This is a genomic window from Roseibium sp. R5 (assembly GCF_055755305.1).
This window is the reverse complement of record NZ_CM146910.1, coordinates 355888-370682: the sequence shown is the minus strand read 5'-3', so window position 1 is coordinate 370682 and position 14795 is coordinate 355888. Positions and strand designations below refer to the sequence as shown.

The 14795-nt window shown below is 59.2% G+C and carries 13 protein-coding genes; 7 read left to right on the top strand and 6 right to left on the bottom strand.

The annotated features are described in order from the left end of the window. Positions 1-16: 16 nt before the first annotated feature. From AC0J4F_RS01720 to AC0J4F_RS01695, 6 genes are all read right to left on the bottom strand, one after another. Positions 17-1390 carry a biotin/lipoyl-containing protein gene (locus AC0J4F_RS01720; RefSeq protein ID WP_473025240.1) on the bottom strand — a complete coding sequence of 458 codons (1374 nt, stop codon included), beginning with the start codon at positions 1388-1390 and terminating at the stop codon, positions 17-19. Continuing rightward, entirely contained in the window at positions 1380-2378 is a 999-nt protein-coding gene (locus AC0J4F_RS01715) for an alpha-ketoacid dehydrogenase subunit beta (RefSeq protein WP_133948708.1), read from the bottom strand. The genes AC0J4F_RS01720 and AC0J4F_RS01715 overlap by 11 nt, the downstream gene beginning before the upstream one ends. Then, positions 2375-3394 (bottom strand): thiamine pyrophosphate-dependent dehydrogenase E1 component subunit alpha, encoded by a 1020-nt coding sequence (locus AC0J4F_RS01710; RefSeq protein WP_473025238.1) that lies wholly within the window; start codon positions 3392-3394, stop codon positions 2375-2377. The genes AC0J4F_RS01715 and AC0J4F_RS01710 overlap by 4 nt, the downstream gene beginning before the upstream one ends. 65 nt (positions 3395-3459) lie before the next feature. Then, entirely contained in the window at positions 3460-4758 is a 1299-nt protein-coding gene (locus AC0J4F_RS01705; RefSeq protein WP_133948706.1) for a M24 family metallopeptidase, read from the bottom strand. 66 nt (positions 4759-4824) lie between these two features. Then, positions 4825-5634 carry an SDR family oxidoreductase gene (locus AC0J4F_RS01700; protein WP_133948705.1) on the bottom strand — a complete coding sequence of 270 codons (810 nt, stop codon included), beginning with the start codon at positions 5632-5634 and terminating at the stop codon, positions 4825-4827. A gap of 12 nt (positions 5635-5646) precedes the next feature. After that, entirely contained in the window at positions 5647-7476 is a 1830-nt protein-coding gene (locus tag AC0J4F_RS01695; RefSeq protein WP_133948703.1) for an ABC transporter substrate-binding protein, read from the bottom strand. Between the two features lie 217 nt (positions 7477-7693). Between AC0J4F_RS01695 and AC0J4F_RS01690 the strand changes: the two genes are divergently transcribed. The 7 genes from AC0J4F_RS01690 to AC0J4F_RS01660 all read left to right on the top strand — a co-directional run bounded on the left by AC0J4F_RS01690 (position 7694) and on the right by AC0J4F_RS01660 (position 14728). Then, positions 7694-8656: a sugar ABC transporter substrate-binding protein gene (locus AC0J4F_RS01690; protein ID WP_133948701.1), complete on the top strand. Its 963-nt coding sequence runs from the start codon at positions 7694-7696 to the stop codon at positions 8654-8656. 81 nt (positions 8657-8737) lie between these two features. After that, positions 8738-9535 (top strand): SDR family oxidoreductase, encoded by a 798-nt coding sequence (locus tag AC0J4F_RS01685; protein ID WP_133948699.1) that lies wholly within the window; start codon positions 8738-8740, stop codon positions 9533-9535. 85 nt (positions 9536-9620) lie between these two features. Next, positions 9621-10595 (top strand): ABC transporter permease, encoded by a 975-nt coding sequence (locus tag AC0J4F_RS01680; protein WP_133948697.1) that lies wholly within the window; start codon positions 9621-9623, stop codon positions 10593-10595. A gap of 11 nt (positions 10596-10606) precedes the next feature. Then, positions 10607-11608, top strand: a complete 1002-nt coding sequence (locus tag AC0J4F_RS01675; RefSeq protein WP_133948695.1) for an ABC transporter permease — start codon at positions 10607-10609, stop codon at positions 11606-11608. Further along, positions 11605-13116 (top strand): sugar ABC transporter ATP-binding protein, encoded by a 1512-nt coding sequence (locus tag AC0J4F_RS01670; RefSeq protein WP_473025235.1) that lies wholly within the window; start codon positions 11605-11607, stop codon positions 13114-13116. Before AC0J4F_RS01675 ends, AC0J4F_RS01670 begins: the two co-directional genes overlap by 4 nt. After that, positions 13116-13994 carry an NAD(P)-dependent oxidoreductase gene (locus AC0J4F_RS01665; RefSeq protein WP_473025234.1) on the top strand — a complete coding sequence of 293 codons (879 nt, stop codon included), beginning with the start codon at positions 13116-13118 and terminating at the stop codon, positions 13992-13994. The genes AC0J4F_RS01670 and AC0J4F_RS01665 overlap by 1 nt, the downstream gene beginning before the upstream one ends. Continuing rightward, on the top strand, positions 13991-14728 hold the full coding sequence (locus AC0J4F_RS01660; protein WP_473025233.1) for a ThuA domain-containing protein: 738 nt from the start codon (positions 13991-13993) through the stop codon (positions 14726-14728). Before AC0J4F_RS01665 ends, AC0J4F_RS01660 begins: the two co-directional genes overlap by 4 nt. The last annotated feature ends 67 nt before the right edge of the window (positions 14729-14795 follow it).

Here is a 14795-nt window from a genome sequence, read left to right as displayed (position 1 = left end):
GAGCGCCTTTCGTTCCTTAAAGAAGCTGGCGGAGGGGATCGCCGACCCGCTCCGCAAATCCAGTGACAAGAGCAAGCGCGGTCCCGGCGGACACGGTATCGCCGGGACACTCGCAGGTGATGGTCAGCGTGCTGCCGGTGCCGGATACGCTCAGAACCGGGGTGGCTTCTGCGCCAAGCTGGACTGACGTGACCGGAGTGCCGCTGAGATCGCGCACAACAAGAGACGGCGCGCCTAAGTCGTCCAAAGGTTCAGAACGGCCAAGGCCTGCCAGATCCGGGTCCTGATAAGCCCGGACCAGCCCCCGCACTTCGGTTTGAACGCCAATGGTATCCCTTTGCCCCGTGGTTCGCAGGGCGGACGCGGCGAACCCCGCAAGGACGGCCTCCCGCTGGACTTTCTGGCCGAGTTCGCGTGACAGCCAATCGACGAAATCTGAAAGAGCCGAACCGCTCACCTCGGCGACGATGCGGCGGGTTGCGGCCTGCGTGGCGGTTGCCGGTGCGGTCTCTTCAGGCAGGGATTTCAGCGTTTCCAGGTCCGCCACGTGGAACGGCTGCGGTGTGCCCGCGCGCGCAAGCCGATCAAGATCGAGCCCTTGTTCCTTTGCAAGGCGCTTTGCCTTGGGTGAAGCCAGGATCTTGCCGCCCGATGCTGCAGGGGGCGCCACTGGCACCGCCTTTTCGGGCGAAGGCGTCTTTTGTGTTTTCGCTGGTGAAGCCGTTTCAGAGTCTGTAGCGATTTCAGGCGATGTAGAACCCGCAGCGGGCTCTAGTGTGCCTGATTTCGCGGAGCGGGTGACCGGCGCATCGGGTTTTTCGGCTGAGATGACCGCAATCACATCCCCGACGGGCACGTTCTCACCCGCTTCGGCAAGGATCGCAGCAACATACCCGTCGAACCCGGCGGGCACCTCCATGGCGCTTTTGTCGGTCTCGACTTCCAAAAGCACATCATCGGCAGACACTGCATCGCCTGCAGCCTTGGCCCAGGAGATGATGAGCCCGGTGTCCTGCGCCATACCCAGCGCCGGCATGATCACCTGCTTGCCATCAATGTCGGCGCTGTCTTGTGCCGGAGAATCGGCGGCCATGCCGTTGCCGGTCGGTTCAGACGGCGGAGGTGCGGATGATTTGCTACCGTTTCCTTTCGGGTTTTCCGAAATCAGCGCAATGGTTTGCCCCACCGGCACATCGCTCCCCGGCTCGGCGCTGACATCGGTCAGATATCCGGCCGCCTGGGCCTCGACCTCCATCGAGGCCTTGTCGGTTTCCACCTCAAACAGCACATCGCCCTCGGCAACTTCGTCGCCCGGCTTCTTGTGCCACGCGAGCAGAAGGCCGGTATCTTGTGCCATCCCAAGTGCGGGCATGATCACGTCATGCGGCATGGAGCAGCTCCCCGCGGCAAATCTTGCGCGCATTGTCCGCAACGCCGGCTGCAGTGGGCACGGTCAAGTCTTCCAGCGCCGGCGAGAACGGCACCGGCACATCCATGGCCCCCATGCGGATGACCGGCGCATCCAGGTGATAGAAGGCCTTTTCACTGATCCGCGCGGCGATTTCCGCCGTCACGCCGTAGCTCTGGTGGCCTTCATCGATGACGATGGCCCGCGATGTCTTGCGCACCGAGTTCAGGATCGTTTCTTCATCCAGCGGAACGATGGTACGCGGGTCGATGATTTCAGCGCTGATCCCGTCCTTGGCCAGCGCATCAGCGGCTTCTTCGGCCACCTGCACCATCGAGGACGTCGCCACCAGCGTGATGTCGCGGCCTTCGCGCTTCACATTCGCCTGGCCAAAGGGGATCAGGTACTCCTCTTCCGGAACAAGAGCCTTATCCTGATACATCAGCTTGTCTTCGAAAATCACGACCGGGTTGTCGTCCCGGATCGCCGTCTTCAAAAGCCCTTTCGCCTCATAGGCCGAGGAGGGCATGGCGACTTTCAGCCCCGGAATATGGGCAACGATGGCCTGGAGCGACTGGCTGTGCTGGGCTGCGGATCGCCGGGTCGCGCCCATGTTGGTGCGCAGGACCAGCGGAACCTTCAGCTTTCCGCCGGACATGTAATGGGTCTTGGCCGCCTGATTGCAGAGCTGGTCCATGACGAGATAGATGAAGTCACCGAACATCAGGTCGACGATGGGCCGGGATCCAGTCATCGCCGCCCCGACGGCCATGCCCATGAAGCCCGGCTCCGAGATCGGCGTGTCGATCACCCGGTCCGTTCCAAACTCCTCGACCAGGCCGGACAACACTTTAAACGGCGTTCCCGCCTCGGCCACGTCCTCCCCGATTAGAAAGACCGTCGGGTCGCGGCGCATTTCTTCTGCGATCGCCTCGTTGACCGCCTTTGAAAAGGTTATTTCACGGGTCATCCTCGGGCTCCTCCCAGATAGTCAAGCGCGTGATCCACACCGGCAAACACGTGCAGGTCGACCTCGGATGTGTCCGGATAGGGCGCGTTGAGGGCATACTCGACCGCCGCTTCGGCCTCGGCCTTGATTTCGTTGTTGATGGTGACCAGCTCATCGGCGGACAGGATCTTCTCGTCTTCCAGCCATTTGCCGAAATTGGTGATCGGATCACGGACAGTCTTCCACTCCGCTTCCTCGTCCTTGGAGCGGTAGTAGTCGCGATTGATGTCACCGACATGGTGGCCGTGATAGCGGTAGGTCTTCAGCTCGATGAAAAACGGGCCTTCCCCCTTCCGGCAGCGCTCGACAAGCTGCGTCGTCAGGTCGTTGACGGCCAGAACATCCTGGCCATCGACCTCAAAAGCTTCGATACCGAAAGCTTCAGCGCGGGCGGTCAGGGACCCTGCAGCGATTTCCTCTGTCTTGGTATATTCGCTGTAGCCGTTGTTTTCGCAGGCATAAATGACCGGCAGTTTCCAGAGCGCGGCCATGTTCATGACCTCGTACCACAGACCCTGCGCGGTCGCGCCGTCGCCGAAGAAACACACGGTCACGAAATCCTGGCCAAGGTGTTTTGCGGACAGTGCCGCGCCGGTGGCGATGCCCATTGACCCGCCCACGATAGCGTTGGCACCCAGGTTCCCGTGGGACTGGTCGGCAATATGCATCGAGCCGCCCTTACCCCGGCAGTAGCCTTCCGCCTTGCCCAAAAGCTCGCAGAACATGGCCCTGAACTCGGCACCCTTGGCGACACAGTGGCCGTGTCCCCGGTGGGTCGAGGTAATGCGATCCTCGTCCGTCAGCGCCTCGCAGATGCCGACGGCGACGGCCTCCTGGCCGGAATACATGTGGGTCAGGCCAGGCATCTTGGCGGACAGATACAGCTGGTTCGCATTGTCCTCGAAGGCCCGGATCCGGACCATCTGCTTGTACATGCGAAGGTAGTCTTCAGTGTTGTGCGTGCGCGTGTCGGACACGGGCTTGTCTCCTCCCTGTGTGCCGCCCGCGATTACAGCGGACGGCGTGCCGCAGTTTCTTGCGGTTAGTAACGGTTGGCGATCGGCAGCTCCTCGGCCGGGAAGAGCGAGATCACCTCGCACCCGGTTTCGGTCACGACGACCTCCTCCTCGATCCGCGCTGCGGAATAGCCGTCGGCCGCCGGGCAATAGGTCTCCAGCGCAAAGACCATGCCGGTCTTGATCTCCATCGGATGCTCGAGCGATACCGCGCGGGAAATGATCGGCCGTTCGTGCAAGGCCAAGCCGAGCCCGTGACCGAATTGCAGACCAAAGGCTGCGTCCTCGTTCGGAAAGCCGAGGCTTTTGGCAGTGGGCCAGACTTCAGCCACCTTGTCGGTGGTCACGCCGGGCTTGATCATCGCGATGGACGCATCGATCCACTCCCGCGCCTTGACGTAAGCGTCGTTCTGCGCGGGCGTCGCGCGGCCCACGTTGAATGTGCGGTAGTAGCAGGTCCGGTAACCCTGATAGGACTGCAGAATGTCGAAGAAGCACTGATCACCCGGCCGGATCAGACGGTCGGTAAAGTTGTGCGGATGCGGATTGCAACGTTCGCCGGAGATGGCGTTGATTGCCTCGACGTCGTCCGAGCCCATTTCGTAGAGCAGCTTGTTTGACAGGGCGACGATGTCGTTCTCCCGCACGCCCGGCTTCAGCTCCTCGTAGATCATGTGGTAGACGCCATCGACCATGGATGCGGCCTGGGTCAGGAGCTGGATTTCGTCCCAGTTCTTGATCTCGCGTGCTGCCAGCATGATCTGCTGTCCGTCCACGACCTTGATGCCCTCTTCTTGCAGGGCATGGAACATGGCGGTCTCGGCGTAATCGACCCCCACCGGCATGTCGGCCATGCCCGCATCCTTGATCAGTTGGGCGATCATTTTGGCGTATTTGCGCATCAGGCCAAACTCAGGCGGAATGGTGCCACGCATGCCGACGACGCCGGCCAGACAGTGATCGGGCTCCAGCCAGTCGGAATAGCGCTGGTGATGGACCGCGGCCGACCCGAAATCCCAGACATAGGGACTGTCATCGCCGGTCAGCAGACAAAAGCGGCACATCTTGTCCCGTTCCCACTCGCCGATCTTGGTGGCCGAAACGTAGCGGATGTTGTTGACGTCAAACAGCAACAGCGAGCCCGCATTGGAGTTCTGCAAGGACTGCCGTGTCCGTGCCAGCCGGTAGCGGCGCAGGCGGTCATGGTCGACACGGCGCTCGAAGTCGACGGAGGTATGGCCCCAGGCAGGGAGGCGGTCACGCCATTCCCAATTGGGTTCCAGGTCTTGCGGCGTGAGCATGTTGGGCATCAGGGCGCGGGTCATAAAAGGCTCCTGTCGGGTGCGGACAGGCGCACCCGTTCTAAGGTGAAAATTGTCATCGGCGCGGGCTTACTTGGTCACCCAGCCGCCATCGATGGAGATCATCTGACCGGTCATGTAATCGCTGTCGTCACTGGCCAGGAACGACGCGGTTCCGGTGATGTCGTCGGGATAGGACACGCGCTTGATGACCAGATTGCTTTCCACGATGTCTTCGTAGGCCTGGCCTTCGCGCTCTTTGAAACCGATGTCGACTAGGTCCTTGTCCAGCTGTTCCCAGAGCGGGGTAACCACCACGCCGGGCGCGTAACCGTTCACGGTGATGTTGTGTTCCGCGAGGCCAAGTGCGCCGCATTCCGTCAGCGCGAGGCAGCCATATTTGGAGGTGCAGTAGACAGTGACATCCACGAGCGGCTTGCGGCTGGCGATACTTCCGACATTGATCAGCTTGTAGGGGTGATCCGGCATCGGACCCTGCACGATCATCTGGCGGGCTGTTTCCTGCATGCCCAACCACATCGCCTTGGTGTTGACGTTCATGATCATGTCCCAGTTGTCTTCATCAATGTCCATGAAGAACCGGGGCTTGTTGAGGCCGGCGTTGAACAGGCCCACATTAATCGATCCGAACGCGTCAACCGTTGCGGCCACGGCCGCTGCGTTGTCGGCCCGCTTGGTGACATCCATTTTCACCGCAATCGCCTTGCCGTTGCCCGCACCATTGATGGCGTCTGCCACCTCACCCGCGGTGGCTCCATCCAGATCACCCACGCAGACATTGGCGCCCTGGGCCGCGAAGGCCTTGGCGTTGGCCTCGCCCATACCGCGGGCGGCGCCGGTGATCAGGATGTTCTTTCCCTTCAAGCGATTGGGGTCCATGAATTCCTCCCGTTAAAGTTTTCCCGCGTCCCTCATGACCTGATCGGCGCGGTCTTGTGCTGCCCTTAAGGCTGTTTTTGGAGACTGAACGCCGCGCAGCATGTCATGGCATTCCTCTCCGCAGATTTGGATGATTTGATTGATTTCCGGGACTGGCGGCCGTGGCCAGAACTGAAGTTCGTCCCGCCATGACATGCCATCGACCGCTTCGAAGATCGGTGAAAGGCGCCGGACTTCCGGGTCGGCCCCGACCGAATAGCGTGGGTTCGTCCGGCTCCCATGTTCGACATAAAGCTTTTGGGCTTCCGGCGATGTGAAGACGATGAGTGCCTCGACCGCCGCGTCCAGCCGCTCCGGCGGAATATTTGCCGGAATACCGAGCAGATAGCCTCCAACGGGCGCTACCGGGTTAGCTTTGGGCCCGGCCGGATGCGGTAGGTAGCCGACATTGCCGAAGGCGGCACAGGATGGATTTTGTTCAAAGTAGGGGGCCAGGAGCGTGTAGCCATAAGCCATGGCGACCTTACCATTGGCAAACGGACGCACGCGTTCGTACCAGGACATCGACAGGATGTCCGGCGGCGAATACTGCAGCAGGGCCATGAGATATTCTGCCGCTTCCAGTCCGCGCGGCGTATCGATCATCGGCCGGTAATCGCCTTTTGACAGCTGCGACGCATCGAATCCGCCGGCCTGCTTGGGCAGATCAAGCACCGGCTGGCCAAAATCCGCACAAGTCATGATGAAGGTGTGGCCGAGGGCCGTGCCCCTGGCGGCATTCCAGGCGATGCCGTAGCGCCCTTGCGACGGCTGATGCAGTTCTTCGGCCGCTTTCAGCAGCTTTGCGATCGTATGCGGTGGCTCAAGACCCGCCTCCGCGAATAGGTCCTTGCGGTAAAACAGCAGTTCTGGGGTCGTTTGGGAGGGCACGCCATAGGACCGGTCGCCCCAATGTGCGCTTTGCCATCCGGCGGTATGAAAATCGCTCGGATTCAGCCGTTCGGTGTCCAGAATGTCGTCAAGCGGCAGCAAGTAGCCGTTTTCCGCAAACTCGCCGACCCAAGGCAGGTCGATGGCGATGAGGTCGTACCGGCTCGCCGGCCGCTGTGCGTTTTTCACGGCCTCTTCATGAAGACGGTCAATGGAAAAAGCCCGCTGCTGAATCGGACAGCCTATTACCTGCTCGAATTGGCGCTTTAATCCGTGCATCACCATGAAAGTCGGATCGCCATGCACCAGGACTTTAAGCCCACCGGTGAGTTTAAGTGGTTCTAGCAAGACTTGAGGTGGCTGAATCGTTTGCGCAGCCAAATAGGATCCGCCAAAATAATAGTCTTGGGTTTCTGAGCGGGGCTCTATTGAGCCGAAGCTTTGGCCTGCTAGCCGCCGGACCCGATTGCTGAACTGCGTCCAAGCCTCCAGCATCTCGGCACTCGGATGTAGGGAGAAGCTCTTTCCACTGGCGGTTCGGGGACGTTGCTCGATCAATCCTGAGACGATCATTTCTTTCATCCGCCGTGTTGCTGTCGCATAGGGAACGCCCGATGCGCCGATAAGCGATGTCGGTGTCACTGCCTTTGCTTCCAGATGGCGTTTGACGAGATAGGCGGACATTTTTACATATGGATTGGGCGCGGTGACCTCGAGCAAGCCGTCAAGTTCATCCTCGAAATTCTGCAAGAAACTTAGAACTTGCAGAATCTCAGTCTTAGCTTGGGGCGTAAGGGTTTGCCGCTCCGTAACCAGTTCTCCATGATGGTGGTTCATCGGATTGCTCCAGGATTTTGCGGATCCAGAACCACGGCCAGATTTCTCCAAATCGGATATTTTTTGGATCGACATTGATCTTCCCCATAAGCTTCTGTGAGAGCCCAACCTGGCAAAATGAGAGAAATATCCAGATTGAATATTTTTATGTTCATATTGGATAATTTTTGGGGCGCGACGCAAGGGAAGGCCGGGCACCGTTAGTTAAATGCCACCGCCACACCAGCGGCGCGGCTCTGGAGGAGAGCTGCACCGGCATAAAAATATCACACTCAAGGGAGGAATAACGGGTATGACACAATCTCTTCGCGCCCTACTGATCGCGTCAACAGCCGCTGCGGGTATGGCGTTTGCCGGAGCCGCATCAGCCGAAACGATGAAGATCGGCATCACGCAGAACAACGTCGGTGTCGACAGCTACCAGACCACTTATGAAAAAGCGTTCATCGAGGCCGCCGATGCGAATGCAGACGTTGAAACCGTCGTCCTGGACGCCGGCGGCGACGTCGCGCGTCAAATAGCGCAGATGGAAGACCTTATTCAGCAAGAGGTGGATGCCATCATCATCTGGCCGACCAACGGCGAGGCTGTCATCCCTGCCGTTCGAAAGGCGCATAAGGCCGGGATCCCGGTCATTGTAACCAACTCAAACATCGCCGAGCAGGGTTTTGATTTCGTCAAGTCGTTCTCCGGCCCGGACAACATCACCCAGGGCAAGCGCTCCGCCGAGATCATGTGCGATAAATTCAAGGAAATGGGCATCGAGAACGAAGCTCAGGTCGTGCACATTACGGGTCAGCCGGGCTATACGACTGCCATCGAGCGCGCCAAGGGCTTTGACGACCGCTTGCCGGAAGTCTGCCCGAATGTGACCCAGATCGACAAGCAGCCTGGCGACTGGAACCGCGAGAAGTCGCAAAAAGTGATGGAAGCCTTTCTCGTCAAGTACGACGACATCGATGGTGTCTACGCCGGCGATGACAATATGGGCGTTGGCGCGCTTAACGCTGCCAAGGCGGCCGGCCGTGAAGGCATCATCTTTGTCGGCGCAACCAATTTCGCGGTTGGCTATGAGGCCATGGAGCGCGGTGAGTACTGGGGGTCGATCTATCAGTCCCCCGTTGACGACGCCAAGGCTGCGCTCAAAACAGCCGTTGCGGTCCTCAATGGCGAAGAAGTCCCATTCCTGAACTACTTCGACACACCGAAGATCACTCAGGACAATATGGCTGAGTTCGACAAGCCGGTCTTCTAAGACCCGGACACCTCTCACAGGGCGCGGTAACACCGCGCCCTGTATTCAATAAAAACAAAACACTTTCTCTGGGAGGAGATCATGGGCCGCTTGTCCGGGCGTTCTTGCATCGTGACCGGTGCTGCGCGGGGTATTGGCCGCGCAATCGGCGAGGCATTGGTCAGAGAAGGCGCCGATGTTTGTTTCGCCGATATAAACGGAGACCAGGCCGAACGCGCTGCATCCGAGAGCCGCAATCTCAGCAACGCCAACGGCGCCAAGGTCACATGGGCGAAAGTCGACGTGACCAACCGTCGGCAGGTCCGGGACATGATTGAAAAAGCAGTTTCCATCTTTGGCAAGCTGGACGTCAAGTTCAACAATGCCGGCGTCAACAAGCCTATGAACTTTCTGGATGTGACCGAGGACAACTGGAATTTCATTATGGGTGTCAACGGCCTAGGCTGCATGATCGGTATGCAAGAGGCTGCCAAACAAATGATTGCGCAAGGCACCGGCGGTAAGATCGTCAATACGGCCTCAATCGCCAGCCGCCAGGGTTTTGGCAACGTTGCGCCCTACTGCGCTTCGAAATGGGCGGTAGTTTCCCTAACCCAGTCCGGCGCGCGCGATCTGGCTCCGCACAACATTACCGTGACCGGATTTGCACCCGGCGTTGTTGCCACCGAAATGTGGGAGCAGGTCGACCAAGATCTTATGGAAATTGGCGCCTCCGACCGGCCCGGACAGGCCATGGAAGAGTTTTCAGCCGAAATCCTCAAGGGCCGTGTGGCAAAACCTGAAGACATCACCGGGACAACCAATTTTCTTGCTTCAAAAGACAGCGACTACATGACCGGGCAGATTGTTATGATCGACGGTGGTATGACACTGGTTTGAGATAAAACAACAGGTTAGGGAGGATCTGTTGGCGGATGTAACCGACAAAACAGAGGTCCGCAGCAGCGGACACAGGGAGAGCGGAATGACTTCCTTCAACCTTGCAGGCGCCGGGCGTTTGCTGGCGCGGCAAGGTATCCTCGTGGCGTTTGCTGTTTTTATGATTGGGTTCACCCTCGCCAACGAGCGGTTTCTGGACCCTGAAAACATCATGGGCGTTGTCCGGTCATCGGCGATTTTGGGTGTTATGGCGCTCGGCGTTACCTTCGTGGTAATCAGTGGAAACCTGGATCTTTCGGTTGGCTCCATGATGTCGTTTGCTACCATCGTGGTTCTGGATCTTCACGACAAAATTGGTCCAGCTATGGCGATCCCGGGCATGTATGCGATGGTGCTGTGCCTCGGGGCGTTTATCGGCTTTCTCGTCGGTTACCTCAAACTCAATTCGCTGATCGTCACGCTTGGCATGTTGTCGGCGATCCATGGCCTGACGCTGACCTATTCGGGCGGCAAGAACATGGACATTGCCGACAAGGAAGGCACCTGGTTCAGCGTCTTTGGCCAATCGGATGTTCTCGGCATTCCCGTGCCGATCCTGCTGTTCGCCTTCCTTGCCTCTGTGCTTGGCATTTTGCTCGCCAAGACACCGTTCGGCCGCAAGGTCTATGCGGTTGGCGGCAACGGCACGGCCGCGACCTTTTCCGGCATCCGGCGGGCGCGTGTGGTTTTCACCTGTTACCTGCTATCGGCCTTTTGCGTTGCCACCGCCGGCCTGTTGCAAGCCAGCCGGTCGCTCGGCAGTCAGAACACGGTCGGCCAGGGGCTCGAGCTTGAGGTGCTGGCTGCGGTCATCCTCGGCGGTGCCTCGCTCCTTGGCGGGTCGGGCACGATCTTCAAGACCGTGATTGGCGTGCTGATCCTTGGCTTTATCCAGAACGGACTTTTGCTGGTGGGCTTGCAGTTCTACGCCCAATACGTCGTCACTTGGGTCATCATCATTCTTGCGGTTTGGCTGGATATCGCAGCCAAGCGCGGCAAGCTCTGGTCGCCGATCGCGTGAGGGAGAGAACAATGGAACCGGGAACTCTCAGCACCTTTTTGAAACGCGGCGCGATCTGGGGCTTCATCGTCCTGCAGCTGGTGTTTTTTTCCGTCGCGGGCAAATACCTGTCACTCAGCGACACGGCTTTCATGGATCTCGACAACATGCTGCTGCTTTTGAAGCAGTCTGCGCCCATCGGGATCATTGCCGTCGGCATGACAGTGATCATGATCAACGGCAACATCGACCTGAGTGTCGGCGCGATCTTTGCATTGGCAGCTGTTGTCATGCTGGACAGCATGACCTGGCCGATTTTTGCCGGCCTTGGCGATTGGGTCATTCCCGTTGCCTGGGGAATGGCTCTGCTGACCGGTGTGGCCTTGGGGGCGATCAACGGACTGATTGTCTGGAAGACCGGGGTGGACGCTTTCATCGTCACGCTCGGCGCCATGCTTGGCTACCGCGGCCTGGTGTTCATGTATAATGGCGAACAGCCGACATCCCATCTCAACTGGACGCTAGTCGACTTTGCTGAAGCGCAGTTTTTGGGCCTTCCAACGGCAGCCTGGTTCTTGCTCGGCACGGTTGCTGTCGTGTGGTTTATCATGAATCGCACAGTGCATGGCCGGAACGCCTATGCCATCGGTGACAACCGGGAGGCGGCGGTGAATGCCGGGATCCGCGTTGGCCCGCACTTCCTGATCAATTTCATGCTGATCGGTTTTCTGGCTGCGTTGTCTGCCGTGGTCTTCTACTCCGAATCGGGATCCGTGAACCCGAATGACGGCCAGCTTTACGAGCTGTGGGCGATCACAGCCGTTGTGCTCGGCGGCACCAAGCTGACCGGCGGGTCCGGCTCGATCATTTCCACGCTCGGCGGGGTGATTGCGATCCAGCTTTTGCGCAAGGGTCTTGGCCATATCGGCGCCGACACCGAGACCGTAAACCTGGTCATCGGCCTGATCCTGATCGCGGTTCTGTTCCTTGACCGCCAACTCAACCTCAAAGGTAAGCAGGAGCTGCGGGTATGAGCCAGTCGCCACCGGCCTTGCGGCTTGAAAACATCGTTAAAACCTTTCCGGGCGTGCGCGCTCTCGACGGCGTCTCACTGGAGGTCCTGCCGGGCGAAGTTCATGCCCTGATGGGCGAGAATGGCGCTGGAAAATCGACCTTGATGAAGGTCCTGGGCGGTTTGCACCAGCCGGACGAAGGCAAGATCATCGTCAGCGAGCAACCGGTCCGCATGGCCTCGCCGCTCGACGCCAAGTCCAAGGGCATCGTGTTCATTCACCAAGAACTGAGCCTTGCCTCCGAATTGACCGTTGCCGAGAATATCTATCTGGGCGAACTGCCGAAAAAACGATTTGGCCTGGTCGACTGGCAAAAACTCTACGCCCAGACCGATGAGATCCTGAGCAAGCTGAAGGTCGGTTTCAACGCCAAAACGCGTGTCGGTGACTTGTCCATCGCGAACCAGCAGATGGTTGAGATTGCCCGGGCGCTGACCGTCGATGCTAAGGCAGTGATCTTCGATGAGCCGACAGCTTCGCTGACCGATGCGGAAAAGGTTGTGCTGTTCGATGTGATTGCGGATCTGAAGGACCATGGTGTCGGCATCATCTACATTTCCCACCGCATGGAAGAGATCTTCAAGATCACCGACCGGATCAGCGTGCTGCGTGATGGCTCCTACCGGGGCACCCTGGTGACGGCGGAGACCAATGAGGACGAAATCACGCAGCTGATGATCGGGCGCAGCCTCGATTTGAGCCGGAATGTCAATCACAACGAACTTGGCGACACCGCCCTTGAGGTCAAAGGCCTCTCCTGCGGCAAACTCTACCGGGACATCAGTTTTGAGGTCAGGCGCGGTGAGGTTGTTGGGTTTTATGGCCTTGTTGGGGCCGGACGCACTGAGATTGCCGAGACCCTGTTCGGTTTGCGCGAACCAAGCGCCGGAAAGATCCTTCTGGATGGCCAGGAAACCCGGATCCATTCCCCGGCCGATGCGATCTCCAAGGGCATTTCCCTGGTGCCGGAAGACCGCAAGGGCCAGGGTCTCGTGCTTGGCATGAACTGCCGGGACAACATGACCTTGCCGCAGGTGGACGATCTGAAGGCCGGACCTTTTGTTGCCGAGGGCGCGGAAGTGGCGATTTTCGACCAGTACCGGGACCGGCTGGACATCCGCACGCCCGGCTGGAAGCAGACAGTCGGCAACCTGTCCGGTGGCAACCAGCAGAAGATCGTCATCGGCAAATGGTTGTCCATGCATCCGAATGTGCTGATCGTGGACGAGCCCACCCGCGGCATCGATGTCGGCAGCAAGTCCGAGATCCACAATCTGATCCGCGAGCTTGCGGGACACGGCTATGCAGTAATCGTGATCAGCTCCGAAATGCCAGAGGTCTTGCATGTCAGCGACCGGATCGTTGCCATGTATTCCGGCGAGATCATCCGCACCTTCACCTCGGACGAGGTCACCGAAGACAACCTGATCCAGGCCATCTCCGGCATCACTCCCGACAAGGCTGCTTGATGAAGATCGGGTTTGCGGGGCTGGGCCGGATGGGCGCGCGCATGGCGGCTAATCTAGTCGTGGCCGGACACGAAATGCGTGTCTGGAACCGAACGGCCTCCAAGGCCGACGTTTTTGCGCGGGATCATGGGGCGAAACGTGCCGCTTCACCCCGCGATCTCGCCGAAAAGTGCGACGTGGTTATCTCCATGCTCGCCGACGACAGCGCAGTGGAGGACGTTTATTTCGATCCGGACAGCGGCCTTTTGCTGGCCACCGCCGGGTCCACGGTTCTGGTGGAGATGGGGACGGTCTCCGTGCCGACGGCAAACCGCTTGTTTAAGGCCGCTTCCGGATGTGGCAAGCGCTTCGTGGACGCACCTGTGTCTGGTGCCACAAAGGCTGCCGAGGATGCACAACTTCTGATCATGGCGGGATCAGGAGCGGCGTATGCGCCAGAATTGGAATCGGTGTTCGCTACGCTTGGTAAACGCACGATCTGGCTTGGCGGACCGGGTAAAGGGGCTGCCATGAAGCTCGGCGTGAACATGCTGATCCATGGGCTTAACCAGACCCTGTCCGAAGCCCTGGCGCTCATGACATCCGCCGGGATTGCGTCGGAAACCGCCTACGAGGTCATTGAAAACTCCGCCGCCGCCGCCCCGGTCATTCACTACCGCAAGGGGCTCTATCTGGATGAGGCGGCCCATGACGTGACTTTCACTGTTGCGCTCGCCCGGAAGGATGTCGGCCTGGCTCTCGATCTCGCCCGATCCTTGGGCGTCGCCATGCCCCAGGCCGACTTGAACCGATCCGTTCTGTTAGCGGCAGGCGAGGCCGGATACGACGCCCGGGACATGGCCTCCATTTATGGATTCGTCAAAAGGGAATTGTCATGAAAGCGGCACTGTTCGTCGGCGGCTGGGAAGGCCATGCACCGACCCATTTCAGCGACTGGTATCAGGATTTGCTCCAGAAAAACGGCTTTGCCGTTGACGTCTACGACACGATGGAACCGCTGGAACGGCCTGAAGACCTTCAAGATCTCGATTTGATCACGCCGATCTGGTCGTCCGCCCGTTCGGGCCACAAGGAAGAATTCGGCAACATGACCAAGCCCCAGGAAGACGGGCTTTTAAAACTCATCGGCGATGGATGCGGTATCGCCGGCTGGCACGGCCATATGGGCGATGCGTTCCGGGACCGGCCGACCTATCACTTTCTGACCGGCGGCCAGTTCGTGGCGCACCCCCCTGGCTGGCCGGACAACTTGCAGCCGAAGGAAGACTACATCGATTATGATGTCACGATCTGCCGTCCCGACGATCCGATCGTGAAGGGCATCAAGAGTTTCCGGCTAACCTCCGAACAGTATTACATGCTCGTCGATCCCTCCAACGAGGTCCTGGCGACCACGACGTTCTCCGGGGAGCACCTGTGGTGGATCGAAGGCACGGTGATCCCGGTAGTCTGGAAACGCCGCTGGGACAAGGGCCGGGTGTTTTACTGCTCCATCGGCCACGAGCTGGACGACTTGAAAGTGCCGCAGGTCACCGAAATCATTCGCCGCGGTTCAATTTGGGCGGCGGAGGGAAAACAACAGTCCGGTTACGAAAACACTGGGTGTATTTGAACCCTGTAACCGTGAACAAGTCTGTAGTGCACAAAGACCGTAATCGGCCCCCTTAAGACGCAGCAAG

Coding starts and splice junctions, on each gene's coding strand:
- AC0J4F_RS01720 (WP_473025240.1), bottom strand. CDS start 1,390: ATGCCGCATGACGTGATCATGCCCGCACTTGGGATGGCACAAGATACC.
- AC0J4F_RS01715 (WP_133948708.1), bottom strand. CDS start 2,378: ATGACCCGTGAAATAACCTTTTCAAAGGCGGTCAACGAGGCGATCGCA.
- AC0J4F_RS01705 (WP_133948706.1), bottom strand. CDS start 4,758: ATGACCCGCGCCCTGATGCCCAACATGCTCACGCCGCAAGACCTGGAA.
- AC0J4F_RS01700 (WP_133948705.1), bottom strand. CDS start 5,634: ATGGACCCCAATCGCTTGAAGGGAAAGAACATCCTGATCACCGGCGCC.
- AC0J4F_RS01695 (WP_133948703.1), bottom strand. CDS start 7,476: ATGTCGATCCAAAAAATATCCGATTTGGAGAAATCTGGCCGTGGTTCT.
- AC0J4F_RS01690 (WP_133948701.1), top strand. CDS start 7,694: ATGACACAATCTCTTCGCGCCCTACTGATCGCGTCAACAGCCGCTGCG.
- AC0J4F_RS01685 (WP_133948699.1), top strand. CDS start 8,738: ATGGGCCGCTTGTCCGGGCGTTCTTGCATCGTGACCGGTGCTGCGCGG.
- AC0J4F_RS01680 (WP_133948697.1), top strand. CDS start 9,621: ATGACTTCCTTCAACCTTGCAGGCGCCGGGCGTTTGCTGGCGCGGCAA.
- AC0J4F_RS01675 (WP_133948695.1), top strand. CDS start 10,607: ATGGAACCGGGAACTCTCAGCACCTTTTTGAAACGCGGCGCGATCTGG.
- AC0J4F_RS01670 (WP_473025235.1), top strand. CDS start 11,605: ATGAGCCAGTCGCCACCGGCCTTGCGGCTTGAAAACATCGTTAAAACC.
- AC0J4F_RS01665 (WP_473025234.1), top strand. CDS start 13,116: ATGAAGATCGGGTTTGCGGGGCTGGGCCGGATGGGCGCGCGCATGGCG.
- AC0J4F_RS01660 (WP_473025233.1), top strand. CDS start 13,991: ATGAAAGCGGCACTGTTCGTCGGCGGCTGGGAAGGCCATGCACCGACC.